General features: G+C 62.1%; 15 protein-coding genes. 9 read left to right on the forward strand and 6 right to left on the reverse strand.

Annotation, left to right across the window (positions count from 1 at the left end; genetic code table 11):
• Positions 1–9: 9 nt before the first annotated feature.
• The 9 genes from ASF04_RS18110 (at position 10) to ASF04_RS18150 (ending at position 11465) form a co-directional block, all read left to right on the forward strand.
• Positions 10–1395 (forward strand): sodium:solute symporter family protein, encoded by a 1386-nt coding sequence (locus tag ASF04_RS18110; RefSeq protein ID WP_056144781.1) that lies wholly within the window; start codon positions 10–12, stop codon positions 1393–1395.
• Between the two features lie 97 nt (positions 1396–1492).
• Entirely contained in the window at positions 1493–2671 is a 1179-nt protein-coding gene (locus ASF04_RS18115) for a porin (protein WP_056144596.1), read from the forward strand.
• 63 nt (positions 2672–2734) lie between these two features.
• Positions 2735–3238, forward strand: coding sequence for a sugar dehydrogenase complex small subunit (locus ASF04_RS18120; RefSeq protein WP_056144598.1), 504 nt, complete (start codon positions 2735–2737; stop codon positions 3236–3238).
• Between the two features lie 15 nt (positions 3239–3253).
• Complete coding sequence (locus ASF04_RS18125) at positions 3254–4900, forward strand: GMC family oxidoreductase (RefSeq protein WP_056144600.1); 1647 nt, start codon at positions 3254–3256, stop codon at positions 4898–4900.
• The gene (locus ASF04_RS18130; RefSeq protein ID WP_056144602.1) at positions 4900–6333 is read left to right on the forward strand and encodes a cytochrome c; all 1434 of its coding nucleotides are present in this window, start codon (positions 4900–4902) and stop codon (positions 6331–6333) included. Before ASF04_RS18125 ends, ASF04_RS18130 begins: the two co-directional genes overlap by 1 nt.
• 9 nt (positions 6334–6342) lie before the next feature.
• The gene (locus ASF04_RS18135; RefSeq protein ID WP_056144604.1) at positions 6343–6849 is read left to right on the forward strand and encodes a sugar dehydrogenase complex small subunit; all 507 of its coding nucleotides are present in this window, start codon (positions 6343–6345) and stop codon (positions 6847–6849) included.
• Between the two features lie 22 nt (positions 6850–6871).
• Positions 6872–8476: a GMC family oxidoreductase gene (locus ASF04_RS18140; protein ID WP_056144607.1), complete on the forward strand. Its 1605-nt coding sequence runs from the start codon at positions 6872–6874 to the stop codon at positions 8474–8476.
• Positions 8469–9842, forward strand: coding sequence for a cytochrome c (locus tag ASF04_RS18145; protein ID WP_056144610.1), 1374 nt, complete (start codon positions 8469–8471; stop codon positions 9840–9842). The genes ASF04_RS18140 and ASF04_RS18145 overlap by 8 nt, the downstream gene beginning before the upstream one ends.
• Before the next feature lie 21 nt (positions 9843–9863).
• On the forward strand, positions 9864–11465 hold the full coding sequence (locus ASF04_RS18150) for a methyl-accepting chemotaxis protein (RefSeq protein ID WP_056144614.1): 1602 nt from the start codon (positions 9864–9866) through the stop codon (positions 11463–11465).
• Between the two features lie 28 nt (positions 11466–11493).
• On the opposite strand, the gene ASF04_RS18155 is transcribed toward ASF04_RS18150, so the two are convergent.
• From ASF04_RS18155 to ASF04_RS18180, 6 genes are all read right to left on the reverse strand, one after another.
• Entirely contained in the window at positions 11494–11757 is a 264-nt protein-coding gene (locus tag ASF04_RS18155; RefSeq protein WP_056144616.1) for a PAAR domain-containing protein, read from the reverse strand.
• A 22-nt stretch (positions 11758–11779) separates the two neighbouring features.
• Positions 11780–13114 carry a hypothetical protein gene (locus ASF04_RS18160; RefSeq protein ID WP_229205099.1) on the reverse strand — a complete coding sequence of 445 codons (1335 nt, stop codon included), beginning with the start codon at positions 13112–13114 and terminating at the stop codon, positions 11780–11782.
• Between the two features lie 41 nt (positions 13115–13155).
• The coding region (locus tag ASF04_RS28290; RefSeq protein WP_229205100.1) for a DUF3274 domain-containing protein at positions 13156–13875 on the reverse strand (720 nt) is incomplete at its 5' end.
• Positions 13876–14815: 940 nt separating this feature from the next.
• Positions 14816–15631: a hypothetical protein gene (locus ASF04_RS28295; protein WP_307140915.1), complete on the reverse strand. Its 816-nt coding sequence runs from the start codon at positions 15629–15631 to the stop codon at positions 14816–14818.
• A gap of 16 nt (positions 15632–15647) precedes the next feature.
• Entirely contained in the window at positions 15648–16979 is a 1332-nt protein-coding gene (locus ASF04_RS18175; RefSeq protein ID WP_229205101.1) for a hypothetical protein, read from the reverse strand.
• A 29-nt stretch (positions 16980–17008) separates the two neighbouring features.
• Positions 17009–17728 (reverse strand): DUF3274 domain-containing protein (locus tag ASF04_RS18180; protein WP_162241453.1); only part of this gene is annotated, 720 nt, incomplete at its 5' end.
• Positions 17729–18387: the final 659 nt, after the last annotated feature.

The following is an 18387-nucleotide window of genomic DNA, read 5'->3' on the forward strand; positions in this document are numbered from 1 at the left end:
ATGGCCATCATGGGCGCCGCCGGATTCACGGGCACCACCATCATCGTGGCGATGGTGGTGGCGTACATCGCCCTGACGGGATGGCTGACCGCGCGCACGCGCAGCAAGACTGCCAGCGAATTCATGGTGGGCGCGCGCACCATGCCGGCGGTGGTGGTGGGCGTGTTGATGGTCTCCGAGTTCGTGGGCGCCAAGTCCACCGTGGGCACCGCGCAGGCGGCGTTCGAGTCAGGAATGGCGGCGTCGTGGGCGGTGCTGAGCGCGGCGATCGGCTTCCCGATATTCGGGCTGCTGCTGGCGCGCAGGTTGTACAACTCGGGCGAGTACACGATCTCCGGTGCGATCTTCCAGCGCTACGGCCGCGCCACCCAGATGATCGTCTCGCTGATCATGATTTACGCGCTGCTGCTGGTCAACGTGGGCAACTACATCAGCGGCGCGGCGGCGATTGCCACGGTGTTGCAGGTGAGTTTGCCGATGGCGGCGTTCGTGATCGCGGCGGTCAGCACGTTCTATTTCGCCTTTGGCGGCATGAAGAGCGTGGCGTACGTGACGCTCCTGCACAGCGGCGTCAAGTACCTCGGCGTGCTGGTGGTGCTGGCGGTGGCATTGAAATTGAGCGGCGGCGTGGCGCCGATGGTGGCGACGTTGCCGCCCTGGTATTTCACGTGGGACGGTGCCATTGGCGCACCGACCATCGTGGCGTTTTTCATCGGGAATGTCGGCGCGATTTTCTCGACGCAATACATCATCCAGGCGATTTCCTCGACCCGGAGCGCCAACGCGGCACGCCGCGCGACGTTTATCGCGGGCTGGCTGGCGCTGCCGATCGGAATCGCGCTGGGGCTGATTGGCGTTGCCGCGCGGTACCTGTACCCGGACCTGCCCAGTTTATATGCGCTGCCGGTCTTCATGCAGGGCATGAATGTGTACCTGGCCGGGTTTGTGGCCGTGTCGCTGGTGGCGGCGATCTTCGCCGGCGTGAGCACCGTGTCGCTGGCGATCGCCTCGCTGGTGGTGCGTGATTTTTATGTGCCGTTGTGCCAGCCCTCGCCGGAGCGCGAATTCCGCGCCACGCGGTGGATGGCCCTGGCGATCGGGCTGGTGCCGCTGGTGTTCGTATTCTTTGCGCCCGGCCTGTTGCAGTTGTCGTTTTTTACGCGCGCCTTGCGCCTGTCGATTTCCGTGGTGGCCGTGATCGGCCTGTATCTGCCATGGTTCGGCGGCAGGCGGGGCGCCATGTGGGGGCTGCTGGCATCGAGCGTGGCTACCACCGTCTGGTACCTGCTGGGGGATCCCTGGGGTATCGACAATATGTATATCGCGCTGGTTACACCAGCGATCGTGATTCTGGTCGAGCGGGTGCTCGGTCCTGGGGGCGGCGTCAAACAATAGGCGCTGCCTATTTTTTGTCGCTCTGCGACCCTTTTGGAGATGATGCAACCGTTGTTCCGCCTGGAAGCCGGGCCAGGAATCGCGGTTGCCATGACATATGAAGCAAACTCACAACCTGATCCTGGGCGGCATGCTGCTGTCCGCCGCCTGTGGCACCGCTGCCGCGCAATCGAACGCCTCCAACGTCAGCATCTACGGCATCGTTGACGTGGCCGTGACCCGCGTGGACCACCTGCCGGGCGGCGCCAAGACCTATATGCGCTCCGGTCCCAAGGACGGCAACCGCGTCGGCTTCCAGGGCAGCGAAGACCTGGGTGGTGGCACCAAGGCGATCTTCAAGCTCGAAGCAGGTTTCAATACCGACGACGGCACCGCCGGCCAGGCGGGTAGCCTGTTCAACCGCGCCGCGTTCATCGGCCTGACCAACAACAAGCTCGGTACGCTGACCATGGGCCGCCAGTACTCGTCGTACTTCGACGCCCTGAACGCACTGGGTCCGGTGCCGATTGTGACCGGTTCGGCCGGCGACCACCCGGGCGATATCGACGGCTTCGACATCACGATCCGCCACAACAACTCGATCAAGTACACGTCGCCTACCATGCACGGCTTCACCGGCAGTGCGATGGTCGCTTCGGGCGAGCAGGCCGGCCACACGGGCAGCGGCGGTTCGGCGGCCGCCTCGGTCAAGTTCGACGGCAGCCAGTGGCACCACGCGATCGGCTACCAGCTGCTGAAAAACGGCCCCAACCAGTTGAACTGGGACGCCACCACGGCGGGCAGCTTCAGCAAGTCGCCGGTCAACGCCGGCTACCTGTCGGCGCGCGACATCCAGTTCCTGGCCGCCGGCACCCGTTACCAGATGGGCGCAGTGAGCCTCGGCGGCTCGGTGAGCAATGTGCAGTACACGCCGAATGCGACTTCGGTGTTCCGCGACAAGGCCATCTTCAACACCGGCGCGCTGCTGGCGCAATGGCAAACGTCCACCCCGTGGCTGCTGGGCGCGGGCTACACCTATACCCAGGCCAACCGCGCCAACGGCATCACCGACGGCGCCCGCTACCGCCAGTTCGCGCTGCAACAGGCGTACTGGTTCACCAAGCGCACCTCGGTGTACTTGCTGGAAGCGGTACAGCGCGCCAGCGGCCAGACCCTGGCTGCCAACGGCCGCACCGTGATCGATGCGGACGCCGTGATCGGCACGTCGCAGGCGGGCCTGGTTGGTGATGGCGCCCACCAGACCATGTTCTCCATTGGCCTGCGTCATTCGTTCTAAGTCTCCCGCCTGACCCGTGCCGCCTGTGTGTGGCGCGGGCATCGACCGCATAGAGGTAACACAATGGCACTATCTAGACGCAAATTCCTGCTGGGCGCAACTGCCGTATCCGGCGCATGGGTGACCTGGGGCGCGCTGCCCGCGTGGGGCGTGGGTACCACTGCATCTCCGGCCCAGTTTCTGGAAATATCGAAGCTGCTGATCAACCACCAGCTCGACGAAGCGGTGGGCGCGCGCATTGCCGCCGCCGCCGCAACCAAGTATCCGCAAGCGGCGCAGATAATGACGTCCATCGCCGCGCTGGCGCAGGCGAAACAGGCCAGGCAGGTCGAAGACTTCTTCGGCGACATCCCGGAAGGACCGCTGCAGGAATTCGCCTACTGGGTGATCTTCGCCTGGTACTCGGGCTGCTCGTCGCCGAAAAAAGATGCGCAGCTGTTCACGTTCGAACACGCGCTCACCTACAAGACCACGGCCGATACCGTGGCGATGCCGTCGTACGGTTTCTCCGGTCCCAACCTGTGGAGCCGTCCGATCGTGCCGCTGTCCAACATGCCGATCTTCTGATCGAAGGAACACACAATGTCCAACCCAACTAGCGCCGACGTGGTCATCGTCGGCACCGGCGTCGTCGGTGTATCGATTGCCGAAACCCTGCTCGACGCCGGCCTGACCGTGCTGATGCTCGAAGCCGGCCCGCGCGTCTCGCGCGCCGAAGTGGTCGAAAACTTCCGCAACCTGCCACTGGCCCTGAAAGGCGATCCGTCGTCGTGCTACCCGCCGGCCGCCTGGGCGCCGCACCCGATGCCGTCCAACGAAACCAAGGAAGACTCGTACCTGCAACTGTCGGGCCCCGACCGTTACGCGCAAAGTTATATCCGTTATGCGGGCGGCTCCACCTGGCACTGGGCCGGCACCTGCTGGCGCCTGACGCCCGAAGACATGCGCCTGAAAACCCTGTACGGCGTGGGCCGCGACTGGGCCATCGACTACAAGACGCTGGAACCGTACTACACCCGCACCGAATACGCGCTGGGCATCTGCGGTCCGTCCGAACCGGCCGAACAATGGCCGCCGCTGTCGGAAGGCGCCGCGCGCTCGAAGCCTTACCCGATGCCACCACTGCCGTTCGGCCCCGGCGAGCAGCGCTTTACCGAAGTAGTGAAAACGCTCGGCTACAGCAATATTCCGACCGCGCAGGCCCGCAACAGCGGCACGTCGTACGACGATCGCCCGGCCTGCTGCGCCAACAACAACTGCGTGCCGGTATGCCCGGTAGGCGCCAAGTACGACGCCGCCACCGCGCTGTCGCGCATCGAAGCCAAGGGCGCGAAAATCACCGCGAATGCCGTGGCCTATCGCCTGGAAACCGATGGCGCCAACCGCGTCATCGCGGTCAATTACTTCGACCAGAACAAGGCCAGCCACCGCGTGACGGGCAAGCTGTTCGTGCTGGCCTGTAACGGCATCGAGACGCCGAAGCTGCTCCTGATGTCGGCCAATGCGCGCAACCCCAAGGGCCTGGCCAACAGCTCCGACCAGGTGGGACGCAACATGATGGACCACCCGCAGCTGACCATGACCCTGACCTTGGCCGAGCCTTACTGGGCCGGCGTGGGACCGGTGGTCAACAGCGGCATCATGGAAACCTCGCAGGGTGCGTTCCGCAGCGCGCACGCGGGCGCGTACTTCCGTTTCAATAACTTTGCGCGCAACCGTTTTGTGACGTTCGGTGCGCTGAAAAAAGGCCTGGTCGGTAAAGCGCTCGACGCCGAAATCCGCCGCATGACCGCGTGCACGGCCGACGTGGTGCTGGCGCACGAAGTGCTGCCCGATCCGAACAACCGCCTGACGCTGTCCGACAAGAAGGACTGGCTCGGTCTGGCGAAACCGGCGATCCATTACGACGTCGGTGACTACACGCGCAAGTCGGCCGAGGTGTATTCGGTTCCGATCGGCAAACGCATCGCCCAGGCCATGGGCGCGACCGACATCAAGCTCAGTCCCCAGTTCAACCAGAGCAAGCACATCATGGGCGGCACCATCATGGGCCTCGACCACAAGGATTCCGTGGTCGATGCCGATTGCCGCGCGTACGACCATGACAACCTGTTCCTGCCCGGTGGCGGCGCCATGGCCAGCACGGCCTGCGGCAACAGCACCATCACCATGGTGTCGCTGGCCTTCAAGGCCGCCGACGCGATGGTGCGCCAGATGAAGGGGGCGTAATGAAAGCACTGTTTAAATCCTTGAGCGCAGCCGTGGTTCTGACGTCGGCGATGTGGTCGGCCGCCGCGCTGGCCCAGGCGCCGGCGCCACAATTCGACGCGGCCACCATCGCGCGCGGCAAATACCTGGCCACGGCCTCGGACTGCATGGCATGCCACACGGCGCACCATGGCCAGCCGATGGCCGGCGGCCTGGTGATGTCGTCGCCGGTGGGCGACATCGTCTCCACCAACATCACGCCATCGAAACAGCACGGCATCGGCAAGTACACCGCGCAGCAGTTCAGCGACGCGGTGCGCAAGGGCGTGCGCGCCGACGGCCAGATGCTATACCCGGCCATGCCGTACACCGCATACGCCAAAATGACCGACGCCGATGTCAATGCCATGTACGCGTACTTCATGCAGGGCGTGCCGGCGGTGGACAAGGCCACGACCGAGACCAGTCTGCCGTTCCCGATGAATATCCGCCAGTCGATGAAGGTGTGGAACGCGCTGTTCCTCGACGACCAGCCGTTGAAGGCGGAGCCGGAGCGTTCGGCGCAGTGGCTGCGCGGCCAGTACCTGGCCGAAGGCGCCGCCCACTGCACCACCTGCCACACGCCGCGCGGCATGCTGATGCAGGAGGATAAGTCGCGCCACCTCGCCGGCGCGCAAGTGGGGCCGTGGTATGCACCGAACATCACCTCGCACCCGGTGGCCGGCATCGGCGCCTGGACCGAGGACGAAGTGGTGCAGTACCTGCAAACGGGCCGCGTGGCCGGCAAGGCGCAGGCGGCGGGCAGCATGGCCGAGGCGATCAGCCTCAGTTTCAGCCACCTGGAACCTGCCGACCTGCGGGCGATTGCCGTGTACATCAAGTCGCTGCCGGCCGCTGTGGGCGATGCCGACCAGGCCGTCGGCCTGTCGCGCTTCGAGCAAGGTAAATCGGGTAATGCACTGGACAAGATCCGTGGCGTGAGCTACGCCGAAAACGTCAAGGGCGCCAACCTGGGCGCACAGATCTTCTCGGCCAACTGCGCATCGTGCCACGGCTTCAACGGCCAGGGCACCAAGGATCGCTACTATCCTAGCCTGTTCCACAACTCGGCCACTGTCAACACCAGCAACCTGCTGGCGACGATCCTGCTAGGCGTGGACCGCAAAACGCTTGAGGGCCACGTGTTCATGCCGCCGTTCGGCGAGCAGGCCAATGCGGTCAACCACCTGTCGGATACCGAGGTGGCAGCGCTGGCCAACTACATGCTGGCGCAATTCGGTCCCGGCCAGGCTGCCGCCACCATCACGCCAAAGGCCGTGGCGGAAATCCGCCAGGGGGGGCCGCAATCGCACCTGTTGATGATGGCCCGTGCCGGCGCGGTGCTGGGTGTGCTGGTCCTGGCACTGGTGATCGTCTTTGTCCTGCGCCGCCGCAAGCGCGCTGCCTCCGTTTAAGGAACCGATATGCATAGCATTCTCACTTCGCGGCGCGGCGCGCTCAAGGCGCTGGGCGCGCTGGCGCTGTCCGGCGTAGCCAGCCAGTTGCTGCTGTCCACCCGCGCCAGCGCCGCGCTGGCGCCGGCAGGACAGGGACTAAAGGACTTTATCGCCGTCTCGCGCACGCTGACCGGCGAGGCCGAGATCAACCCCACGCTGGCGCTGGCCTTGTACCAGGCCTTCGCCAGGAACTCGCCAGAGATCGATACCGAGCTGGCCAGTCTGAAAGCCGCGCTGGGCGCCGGCGAGGCGCTGGCGCAGGACGACAAGACGGCGTTCGCGGAAGCGCAAAAGGCCGAACAGGCACTGGCGCAGGCCATCCTCCAGGGCTGGTACTTGGGCGTGGTCGGCAAGGGCAAGAAATCGGTGTGCGTGGCGTACGTCGAGACCTTGTCCAACCGGGCCGTGGCCGACGTCCTCGTGCCGCCGAGCTATTCGTACGGGCCTTGCGGCAGCTGGTCCGCGAAACCGTGATCACCTCATTTAAATAATCTATATGAACACTATCAATTCTGCCGACATTTGCGTGATCGGTGGCGGTATATGCGGCGCGCTGCTGGCGCGCAAGCTGGCGCTGGCCGGCAGCTCGGTGCTGATGCTCGAATCGGGTCCGCGCGTGGGTCGCGGCGAACTGGTGGAGCGCTATCGCCATTCCGCCTTCAAATCCGACTTCATGGCGCCGTATCCATTTTCGGAAATGTCGCCGCACCCGGTATTCACGCCGGAAGCGAACAAGTACATCGAGCAGGTGGGACCGCACGCGTTCCAGGCCCAGTACATCCGCATGCTGGGCGGTACCAGCTGGCACTGGGCGGCGCAGATGTGGCGCTACCTGCCGTCCGACTTCAAGACCCAGTCGCTGTATGGGGTGGGCAAGGACTGGCCGATCAGCTACGAGGAACTGGAACCGTACTACTACGAGGCGGAAGTGATTTCCGGCGTGGGCGGTTCGCTCGATACCGGTTCGCCGCGCTCCAAGCCGTTCCCGATGGAGCCGGTGCCGGCATCGTACTTCCAGCAGCGCGTGACCGAGCGCCTGGCGCCTGAGTTCAAGGTGCTCGACGACTGCACCGCGCGCAACAGCCGCAGCTTCGACGGCCGCCCGGCCTGCTGCGGTAACAACAACTGCATGCCGGTGTGCCCGATCGACGCCCAGTACCACGGCGGCATCGCCGCCACCAGCGCCGAAAAGGCCAGCGTCCACACCATCACCGAAGCGGTGGTGTACAAGCTCGAACACGACGACCAGGGCGCCATCACGGCGGTGAACTACTACGACTGGAACAAGACCAGCCACCGCGTCACGGCCAAGACCTTCGTCATCGCCGCCAACGCCATCGAATCGGTGAAGCTGCTGCTGATGTCCGCCAGCCCGAAATTCCCGAACGGCCTGGCCAACCGCAGCGACCAGATGGGCCGCAACCTGTGCGACCATCCGGCCATCGGCGTCACGTTCGATGTCGATGAACCGATCTGGCCTGGCCGTGGCCCGGTGAGCCCGTGCTCGATCGGCCAGTTCCGCGACGGCGACTTCCGCCGCGAACATGCGCCGTTCCGCATCGATATCTCGAATTCGTCGCAGGTGGCATCGGTGACCAAGGAGCTGATTGGCGCCGGCTACTACGGCGTCAAGCTCGAAGGCGCGATCCGCGACCGCGCCTCGCGCCGCATGAGCATCAAGAACGCGCTCGAGCAACTGCCCGACCCGGACAACCGCGTGACCCTGAGCGACAAAAAGGACGCGCTGGGCCTGCCTACGCCACGCATTTATTGGGACATCGACGACTACGTCAAGAAGGGCACGGCGGAGACGCGCAAGCGATATGACGAAATCGCCAAACAACTGGGGGCGACCAACATCAAGCATAGCAAAGAGGGTGCGTTCAGCAACCGCCAGCACATCACCGGTACGCTTTCGATGGGCAAGGACGAAAAGAACAGCGTGACCGATCCGTTCGGCCGCGCGCACGACCATCCCAACCTGTACATGGTTGGTACCGGCGTGATGCCCACGGTGGGCACGTGTAACGTCACGCTCACCGCCGTGGCGCTGGCCCTGCGCACTGCGGACAAGATCTTGTCGGAGGCGCGCCATGCTTAAGCTCTGTCGTGATGTTCTTCGTGCCGGCGTGGCCGCTGCCGCCGGCCTGGTGCTTGCTGCCACCGGTGCGTCGTACGCGCATGCCGCCGACGGCGCCACTCCGGCGCTGATCGAACGCGGCAAGAACCTGGCCGTGGCCGGCGACTGCATCGCCTGTCACAGCGCCGCCGGCCGGCCCGAGTACACGGGCGGACTGGCAATCGCCAGCCCGCTTGGAACCATCTATTCGACCAACATCACGCCGTCCGTCAAAGCCGGCATCGGCGGATACACGCTCGAGCAGTTCAGCCGCGCGGTGCGCACCGGCGTGCGCGCCGATGGCAGCCACTTGTATCCGGCCATGCCATACACCGCGTACGCCAAGCTGACCGATGACGATACCGCCGCCTTGTACGCGTACTTCATGCACGGCGTGGCCGCCAACGATGTGCCGGCGCAGGTGACCAAGCTGCCATTCCCGTTCAATATCCGCCTGTCGATGGCGGTGTGGAATGCGCTGTATCTGGACGACAAGCCCTACGTGGCCGACAAGTCAAAATCGGTGGAGTGGAACCGCGGCGCCTACCTGGCGCAAGGACTGGCCCATTGTGCTACGTGCCATACGCCGCGCAATTTCCTGATGGCGGAAGACGCTGCGCAGTACCTGCGCGGCGGCTCGCTCGGCACCTGGTATGCGCCCGATATCAGCCCGGGCGCCTTGTCCGATGGCGGTTGGGACCAGGCCGCGCTACAAGCGTACCTGGCGACCGGCCATGCGCCGAACGGCGCCACAGCCGGCGGCCCGATGCTCGAAGCGATCGACAAGAGCTTTTCGAAGATGGATGCGCAGGACATCAAGGCAATCTCGGTGTACCTGACCGACTTGCCGGGTACTGCACGCAAGGCCGCCACGCCGGCCAACGTGCCGGCGCTGCCGTCGAGCGACATCGCCGAGATGGCTGGCAAGATCGGCGCCGGCGAACGCCTGTACCGCAACAACTGCGCCGCCTGCCACCAGGTGAACGGCGACGGCGTGCGCGGTTTGCCGGCGCTGCGCAACCACCCGTCGCTGCGCCACCCGAACGCCGACAACGTCGGCATGGCGGTCCTGGAAGGCGTGTGGCCCGAGCATCGGCAGGGCATGCCCGGCTTCGAGGACGAGCTGACCGACCGCGAAGTGGCCGAACTGACCAACTACGTGATGGCCACCTTCGGCGGAAGCCGCGTGACCATCGACGAGCAGCGCGTGCGCACGCTGCGCGCCGGCGGTGAAACCTCGTCGCTGTTGCTGCTGGCCCGTACTGGCATGGCGCTGGCGGTGTTGGCGGTGATCGTCGCGCTGGTACTGCTGGCGCGCCGCCGGCGTCAAGGCAAAGCCGCCCCTTAACCGAATCGAACGGACATTATCATGCAATGGTTTTACGATCTTAAAATCAGTAAAAAGTTATTCCTGTCGTTCGGCGCGGTGCTGGCCCTGACGCTGGTGCTGGGCGTGGTGACGATCGCCAGCATGGGCCGGCTCAATACCGCGTCCAACCTGCTGTCGTCGCAGTCGCTGCCGAGCATGCGCTACATCTTGGCCCTCAAGGCGGCGCTCAACACCACGCGCCGCTACGAGATGGAGCAGCTGCTGTCGAGCGATCCGGCGCGCGTGGAAAAATACGACGACATGATCGCGCGCATGGTGGCCAAGGTGGACAAGCTGCAAGGCCAGTTCCAGGGCACCGTCACCACCGAGGAAGATCGCCAGTTGCTGGCGCAACTGGTAGCCGTGCGTGCAGACTACGCGGTGGAACGCGCAAAAATGGTCGAGTTGCGCAAGCAGGACCGCCGCGACGAGGTGCTGGCGATTGCCGAAGGCCGCTCCTTCAAATTGATTAACCAGACCGCCGACGTGATCGACAAGATCGCCCAGCGCGCCCAGGACCAGGGCGATGCTGCCAGCGATGCGGCGGAAGCGCAGTACCTGTCCGCGCGCAACCAGGCCATCGGCCTGCTGGCAGCGAGCATCGTGATCGGTATGCTGCTGGCGGCCTGGATCGCCCGCATCGTTTCGCGTCCGCTGCAGCACGCGGTGGACGTGGCGCGCCGGGTGGCCGACGGCGACCTCACCGCCGACGTGCGCGTGACCTCGCGCGACGAGAGCGGCCAGTTGATGGCAGCGCTCAAGCACATGAACGACAGTCTGCAACGCCTGGTGGGCCAGGTGCGCGGCAGCACCGACACTATCGCCACCGCGTCGAGCCAGATCGCGGCCGGCAACCAGGACCTGTCTTCGCGCACCGAGCAGCAAGCGAGCTCGTTGGAGGAAACCGCGTCGTCGATGGAAGAGCTGACGGCCACCGTCAAGCAGAACGCCGACAACGCGCGCCAGGCCAAGGGGCTGGCGCTGTCCGCGTCGCAGATCGCAGTCAAGGGCGGCGACGTGGTGGGGCAGGTGGTGGGCACGATGGCGTCGATCAACGCGTCGTCGAAAAAGATCGTCGATATCATCGCGGTCATCGACGGTATCGCCTTCCAGACCAACATCCTGGCGTTGAATGCAGCCGTGGAAGCGGCGCGCGCCGGCGAGCAGGGACGCGGCTTTGCCGTAGTCGCCTCCGAAGTACGCAACCTGGCGCAACGCTCGGCCGCCGCCGCCAAGGACATCAAGGTGCTGATTGACGACTCGGTGGCGACCGTGGGCGCCGGCACCGCGCTGGTGGACCAGGCCGGCGCCACGATGGGCGACATCGTCGCCAGCATCACGCGGGTGGCGGACATCGTCAGCGAAATCACCGCCGCCAGCCAGGAACAAAGCGCCGGCATCGAGCAGGTCAACCAGGCCATCACGCAGATGGACCAGGTCACCCAGCAGAACGCGGCACTGGTGGAGGAAGCCGCTGCGGCAGCCGAATCGATGCAGGAGCAGGCAGCGGCACTCAGTGAGCGGATGGGGGTGTTCAAGCTGGCGACGCAGTCGTCGCCACCTGCGTTCGCACGACCTACGCTGCGTCTGGATGCTCGATAACGTCTGCAGTTGACAGGTCCTGGTATGTTCAACCGCGACCTGTCGTGGACACTGTGGAGATCAGCGTGGCGCCGCAGGTAGTCTTGTGCCCTTCGAACGCCACCGGCACCCCGTCGATCAGCACTTTCGCATCGCCCTCGGCGATCTTGCATTTGTCATGTCCCTTGATCGGGCAGATGCACTGATCTCCTTGCCGCGCGACCGCGACGCCCAGCACCTTGCTGTTGGGCGCAGCGGAAATGACTTTGCCACCGTGGCTGGTGGGGTCGTTGAGACGGATGACGCCTTTCATGGCAGGTTCCCCTTTTGCTCGGTTATTTTGAATAGCCTTGTGGATAAGCGGGTGCATCGTCGCGCAATCCCCACCACGGCAAATAGGCGTCGTTCATGCTGCGGGCGCGGAACCAGGGTTTGTCGGGATCGATGGGACGCACTTGCGCCGGCGGCGAGACCACCACTGCAGTGGGGTGCTCAGGATCGGTTGTTCCCGCCACCAGCACGTGCTTGCCAAAATGGTTGGCGTAGCCGATTGCAAGCGCAACATTGGTCAGCGCCGAACCGGCGCGCATTTCTCCGAGCAGGGCCGGGGTGTTGAACGATTGCTTGAGCAGTTCCAGATCGGGAATCTCGGTGGTCAAGGTTTGCGCCATGGCTGCGATTCTTGTCGAGGAGTCGGGGTGAGTGTTGTTGGCGTCGTGGATGACGTAACCGATTTCCCCAGGCTCGATTTGGGCATTGTTTGCGGCGGCGTGCAGCGTTTTTTTCCAGGACTGTGCCGACCGCGATTCGCCATCCTTCGCTTCGAAGTCCTTGACGTTGCCCATGTCAGGTCGTCCAACCCAGGCAAGTGCTTTTCGGCCGGTCTGATATTTGGCCCCTGCCAGCACCAGCACGACCAGATTTTCGTTGATTTGTTCGTCCAGTGGACGGCTGGGAGCATCCCAGTTCATGGCCCAGGCGGTTTTGTCGGGGTTTTCCTGGAGATATTGAATCGCTGCGTCGAGCGATTTGAAACCGGCGTTGGCACCGCCTGCTGTCACCCTGAGATCTGGTGGGGCGTTTTTGGTCCATAGCGTGGGACGATGGACGCTACCAATCGCGAACGTCTTTCTAATAAAGTCCCGGGCCTTCTTTCCTTCAATAATGGCATCAAAATTCTGAGCGGGGACAGCATATTCTATTCGTATTCCAGACAGTTCACGCCACTCATTTTTTCTTTCGAGTCCATGGACATTGTAGAAATAGTTGGGATCTGAAAAATAGTTATCGTGCAGTCTTTTCATCAGTTCATGAAGATATTGGTCATGGTACTCAGAAAACAGAGTTTCACCCCGGTCCCCGTTTGCGATCGATGCTACAGCTTTAACCTTGGAGAAAGCATCGGGCGATTTTTTCCTGACATCGTCGTTCTCGTTGGGTTTAGCCAAGCCAAGTGTCCATAAGATCTGCCATTCTGTTGGGTAGTCTCGGCGATGTAATGGATTCAGCCAGATTACTCCGGCTACTTTTACGGGTGCGGCGCTCACGGTAAATTCATCGGATAGCTTCTCTTCTACCTCTGTGGACCGTGGATGTTGGGTGGAAGTTACGCAGCCCGTCAGGGTGGCCAGTGACGTGATCAACGCAGATACGGAGATAAACGATTTCATGTTTGTCCAATATATTGAAATTAATAAAACCTCAGTGCAGTCTACGCGCGCGAATCTTTAATATTTTCTGGAATTGTCACCTCGTTGTCGGGCCTTTGAATCCATTCTTTTAAGGTTGTGTCATCAATTGTGCTGCGCTCAAAATACTCAGACATTTTTTTGCTATGACTAAAATTTAATTTATCTAAATAACGCCAGTCCGCGAGTGTCGATAATTTTCGAAGATGATCCGATGTTATATTGCTGACCCCGATACTCACATCAAACGCCAGTGCCCTCTCCGAATGCATCGGATTAGTAAAAATCGTCGAATGATCAGTCGCCGCCGCATCCACGGTCTCCGCCAGACTCACCTTGATGTGCTCCGTTCTCCAGGCCGTGTACTCTGCGCTTGCCTTTGATGGGTCATCCTCCTCGACCACCTTGGCATCCGCTGCATACCGCTTTTCGCGCTTGGCCCGCAGTCGCAGCATCGCGTGATGCTCGTAACGTAGCGACGCTTCGTCCTGGTTGTTGCCCAGTGCGGTATCGGTCGTGCCGTCTGGTGCTTTATTGACGCCGGCATAACCATCTCCAGACTCTCGCACCCGGCTAACGCTTCGCGAAGCGCCGGGCGGGTCATACCCTTGGTCGAACGCTGCGCTTGCCTGGCCGAAGCGCATGCTTTCTGGCAGGAAGGGCGGGTGGAGCGCAGGCGCATTGACGGGAACCTCCCAGTCCGCCTCCGGCACGGCGTTGACCCGTGGTCTGGAAAGGGCGGTNCTTTCTGGCAGGAAGGGCGGGTGGAGCGCAGGCGCATTGACGGGAACCTCCCAGTCCGCCTCCGGCACGGCGTTGACCCGTGGTCTGGAAAGGGCGGTCGCCAACATGGACAATGGCGCCAGGACGACGGTGAAAAATCGGCCAATGAACGATTCGCTGGCCTCCAATCCCTTCTTGATCGAGTAACGGGCGATCTTGGAGTGGGGCAGCCAGAAGTCGTCGCTCTTGATTTTCGGCTTGCGCCAGTGGTGATGCCAGTAGTGGTACTTGCCGGGTTCTCCCACCGGAAAGCCCTGGGCGAACACGCGCTGCACCAGCACGCCCTGCGCCCGGGTTGCCTCGATCTCGTCGAACTCTTCGCGATTGGTGATCCCGAGCCAGCCGATGCCGCGCACGGTCACTGCGGAGATGACCTGGTCATGCGGATTGGCATACAGCGTCACGCGGCCATAAGTCGACCCCTGGACGCCGTATTTATTGCGGTCGGTCTGGGCATCGAAACCTCCGGCGCGGTTGGCCATGCGGCGGTCGATGCGCTCGGTGGTCTGCAAGGCATCGAGCGCTTTGCGGGTCCGCATGATGTCGANCAGCGCCAGGCCATCAAGAACAAGGCCCCCATCGTCACCGTATTTATTGCGGTCGGCCTGGGCATCGAAACCTCCGGCGCGGTTGGCCATGCGGCGGTCGATGCGCTCGGTGGTCTGCAAGGCATCGAGCGCTTTGCGGGTCCGCATGATGTCGAAGAACGCTGCCAGCGTAGCGATGCGCGCTGCATGGGTCTGGCGCCSGGTWTTRCCGTGCGGGTCCACCAGGTTTTGCTGGGTCCAGTCTTCGGAAAGGTTGTCTTTCACCAGGCTGTAAGGCGGATTGGCCAGGACGTARTTGTCGGCCACGCACGGGCCGCTTTTGCCATCGGCGTCMGTGACMTGCGGCATCCGTTCACCGAGAAACGCTGCCGCCATGCCGATCATATTGCCCTGGCTGTGGCAGACAATGGTGATCGGCACATCGGCTTGCGCCTTGCGGATCGCTTCGACCAGCTTGGCCAGGCGATACGCAGCCAGCACGAAGTACCCCCTGGCTGTGGCAGACAATGGTGATCGGCACATCGGCTTGCGCCTTGCGGATCGCTTCGACCAGCTTGGCCAGGCGATACGCAGCCAGCACGAAGTAGCCGCGTGGCGGGCACGCGTACACCTCGCGTTCGTTCACCGGATTGAGGTGCTGGACCTGCATCCATAGGAACAGCTTCTCCGACAACCCTTCGTTCCACAGGTCGGGCAGCGAGGTGCAGCCGTTGGCGAACGGGCCGCCGCCCCAGTAGTTTTGTTCGTTGAGRTARATCTTGTCGCCGAACGCCTGCAACTCTTCGCCGCTCGCCTTGTAGCCCCACCTGAAGCGGATCACCGGCGAGCAGGCGTTGCCCATGTCGAAAAAATTGTTGGAATTGAGTTCGGGGTTGATGAAGCCGTCGCCCGTCAATTCCTGCGCATACTTGATGGCCTTGAGCTGCCCCGAGGCCGGCCCAGGATACTTCATCTGGTCGTTCCTGCGCCCCAGCCGGGTGTTCAAACCGTCGCATAGTCCCTGTTCGCAGGCGTCGTACCACTCGCCATCGGAATTGACGCCGTGGACGAGGATTACGATGCCCGGCAACGGCAAGGCGTGCGGGATGTCGTAGTGGGTCGCATCGAAATCGGTGTGGGCGCTGCCCCTGGCGAAGGCCACGCAGTCTTGGTCGGCTGATATTGCCACGGCAGCTCCTTGCCTGCTATTTCGAGTAGCCCTGCGGGTATGCCGGCGCATCGTCACGCAAGCCCCACCACGGCAAATAGGCATCGTTCATGCTACGGGCGCGGAACCAGGGTTTGTCCGGATTGATGGGGCGGACCACTGCTGGCGGCGAGATGACTACGGCGGTTGGCCGTTCGGGATCGGTGGTGCCCGCTACAACGACGTGTTTGCCAAAGTGGTTTGCGTAGCCGATGGCGAGCGCGACATTGGTCAATGCCGAACCGGCGCCCATTTCTCCCAGCAGGGCAGGGGTGTTGAACGATTGCTCGAGCAGGTCCAGATCGGGTACTTCCGTAGTGAGCATTTGCGCCAGTGGGCCAAGCCGGCGCGATGAATCAGGGTGGGCGTTATTGGCATCGTGAATTACGTAGCCGATCTGGTCTGGCTTGATGGTGGCGTTGTGAGCGGCCTTCTTGAGGGTGGCCTTCCACGCCTGAACAACACGTGGCGTATCGCCGCCGGCGCCGATGTCCGCGACGTTCGTGTTTTCGGGCCTTGATATCCAGGCCAGCGCGCTGCGGCCGGTTTTGTAAGTCGGCCCGGCCAGTACCAGCACCACCAGGTTTTCATTGATTTGATGGTCGAGCGGCCGACTCGGTGCGTCCCAACTCATGGCCCACGCGGTGCGGTCGGGATGGGTTTCGAGGTAATCGATGGCGGCTTTAAGGGACGTGAAGCCGGCGTTGGGGCCGCCGGCGGTGACTCTTACGTCAGGAGGTTCTGCACGAGTCCATAAGGTTGGACGACTTGGGTTACCCATGGCGAAGGTATTTTGAAGAATCTGCTGCGTCTTTTTCCCTGCCGCCTCAGCATCGAAATCCTTGTCTGGCAACGCATATTCAACACGTATGCCAGCGAGCTCACGCCAAAATGTTTTTCGATTTATACCGTTGACGTTGTAGAAATAGTTCGGGTCTGAATAATAGTTGTCGTGTAGTAGACCAATAAGCTCGTATTGATATCCTCGATGGTAATTAAATTTTGATGTTTCACCGTCATTCCCATCGGCTATAAGTGACACGTACCTCACTGTGGAGTAGTTGGAAGGTTTCTTGCGCAACATGTCATCATCCGAGTTCGGCTTCACCTTGCCCATAACCCATAACGTTTGCCACTCAGTTGGGTAGTCCTTACGATGAAGTGGGTTTAGCCAGATCATTCCTACGACTTGTACACTAGATTTTATCGCTGTTGTCATAGTGGATTTTTCTTTCATTGCTGGATTTTTCTCATACAAGGGAAGAATGTTGCACCCGGTTAGTAAAGCGAAAGATAATAAAAGCGTGCTGGCGGCCACGTTAGTAAGCATTTCTTTTCTCCCTTGTTTTGATCTGATTTCTAACTGCGTCTATCAACAATTTTTTTCGGTATAAGTAAATTGTTCTCTGCCTTTGCTATCCATTTGCTTACAGGTAACCCATCGATGCTTCCAGATTCGAAATGCTGTGAATCGGGATCGTTTTCAATGTCTGTTACATCCGTTAGATATCGCCAATCTGAAAATTTCAAGAATCGTTTCATATCCTTTTCCGATATCTGGCAAACCCCCACAGCAACGTCATAAGCCAGTGCCCGCTCCGAGTGCATCGGATTGGTAAATATCGTCGAATGATCAGTCGCCGCCGCATCCACGGTCTCCGCCAGGCTGACCTTGATGTGTTCTGTTCTCCACGCCGTGTATTTCGCGCTCGCCTTTGACGGGTCATCCTCCTCGACCACCTGCGCATCCGCCGCATACAGTTTTTCCCGCTTGGCCCGCAAGCGCAGCATCGCGTGCTGTTCGTACCGCAGTGACGACTCGTCGCGCTTGTCGCCCAGCGCCGCATCGGTGGAGTTGTCCGGGGCTTTATGGACGGCCGCATACGGGTCGCCAGCTTCCCGAACCCGGTTGCTATCGCGCGAAGCGCCGGGCGGGTCATATCCCTGGTCGAAGGCAGCGCTTACCTGGCCGAAGCGCATGCTTTCTGGCAGGAAGGGCGGGTGGAGCGCAGGCGCATTGACGGGAACCTCCCAGTCCGCCTCCGGCACGGCGTTGACCCGTGGTCTGGAAAGGGCGGTNCTGGCAGATCGTCAACATGAACATCGGCGAAGGCAGCGCTTACCTGGCCGAAGCGCATGCTTTCTGGCAGGAAGGGCGGGTGGAGCGCAGGCGCATTGACGGGAACCTCCCAGTCCGCCTCCGGCACGGCGTTGACCCGTGGTCTGGAAAGGGCGGTTGCCAACATGGACAATGGCGCCAGGACGACGGTGAAAAATCTGCCAATGAACGATTCGCTGGCCTCCAATCCCTTCTTGATCGAGTAACGGGCGATCTTGGAGTGGGGCATCCAGAAGTCATGGCTGCCAGGTTTTGGCTTGCGCCAGTGGTGATGCCAGTAGTGGTACTTGCCGGGTTTTCCCACCGGAAAACCCTGGGCAAACACGCGCTGCACCAGCACGCCGTGCGCCCGGGTTGCCTCGATCTCGTTGAACTCTTCGCGATTGGTGATCCCCAGCCAGCCAATGCCCCGCACCGTCACCGCCGATATCACCTGGTCATGCGGATTGGCATACAGCGTCACGCGGCCATAAGTCGACCCCTGGACGCCGTATTTATTGCGGTCGGCCTGGGCATCGAAACCTCCGGCGCGGTTGGCCATGCGGCGGTCGATGCGCTCGGTGGTCTGCAAGGCATCGAGCGCTTTGCGGGTCCGCATGATGTCGAAGAACGCTGCCAG

Origin of the sequence: Duganella sp. Leaf61 (genome assembly GCF_001421905.1) — a bacterium.
Lineage (GTDB): Bacteria > Pseudomonadota > Gammaproteobacteria > Burkholderiales > Burkholderiaceae_D > Rugamonas > Rugamonas zoogloeoides.

Excerpts from the sequence above, each read along its gene's own strand:
- ASF04_RS18120 (WP_056144598.1), top strand. The coding sequence starts at position 2,735 with ATGGCACTATCTAGACGCAAATTCCTGCTGGGCGCAACTGCCGTATCC.
- ASF04_RS18135 (WP_056144604.1), top strand. The coding sequence starts at position 6,343 with ATGCATAGCATTCTCACTTCGCGGCGCGGCGCGCTCAAGGCGCTGGGC.
- ASF04_RS18160 (WP_229205099.1), bottom strand. The coding sequence starts at position 13,114 with ATGAAATCGTTTATCTCCGTATCTGCGTTGATCACGTCACTGGCCACC.
- ASF04_RS18130 (WP_056144602.1), top strand. The coding sequence starts at position 4,900 with ATGAAAGCACTGTTTAAATCCTTGAGCGCAGCCGTGGTTCTGACGTCG.
- ASF04_RS18140 (WP_056144607.1), top strand. The coding sequence starts at position 6,872 with ATGAACACTATCAATTCTGCCGACATTTGCGTGATCGGTGGCGGTATA.
- ASF04_RS18115 (WP_056144596.1), top strand. The coding sequence starts at position 1,493 with ATGAAGCAAACTCACAACCTGATCCTGGGCGGCATGCTGCTGTCCGCC.
- ASF04_RS18145 (WP_056144610.1), top strand. The coding sequence starts at position 8,469 with ATGCTTAAGCTCTGTCGTGATGTTCTTCGTGCCGGCGTGGCCGCTGCC.
- ASF04_RS18125 (WP_056144600.1), top strand. The coding sequence starts at position 3,254 with ATGTCCAACCCAACTAGCGCCGACGTGGTCATCGTCGGCACCGGCGTC.
- ASF04_RS18155 (WP_056144616.1), bottom strand. The coding sequence starts at position 11,757 with ATGAAAGGCGTCATCCGTCTCAACGACCCCACCAGCCACGGTGGCAAA.
- ASF04_RS18110 (WP_056144781.1), top strand. The coding sequence starts at position 10 with ATGGGCGCCGCCGGATTCACGGGCACCACCATCATCGTGGCGATGGTG.
- ASF04_RS18175 (WP_229205101.1), bottom strand. The coding sequence starts at position 16,979 with ATGCTTACTAACGTGGCCGCCAGCACGCTTTTATTATCTTTCGCTTTA.
- ASF04_RS18150 (WP_056144614.1), top strand. The coding sequence starts at position 9,864 with ATGCAATGGTTTTACGATCTTAAAATCAGTAAAAAGTTATTCCTGTCG.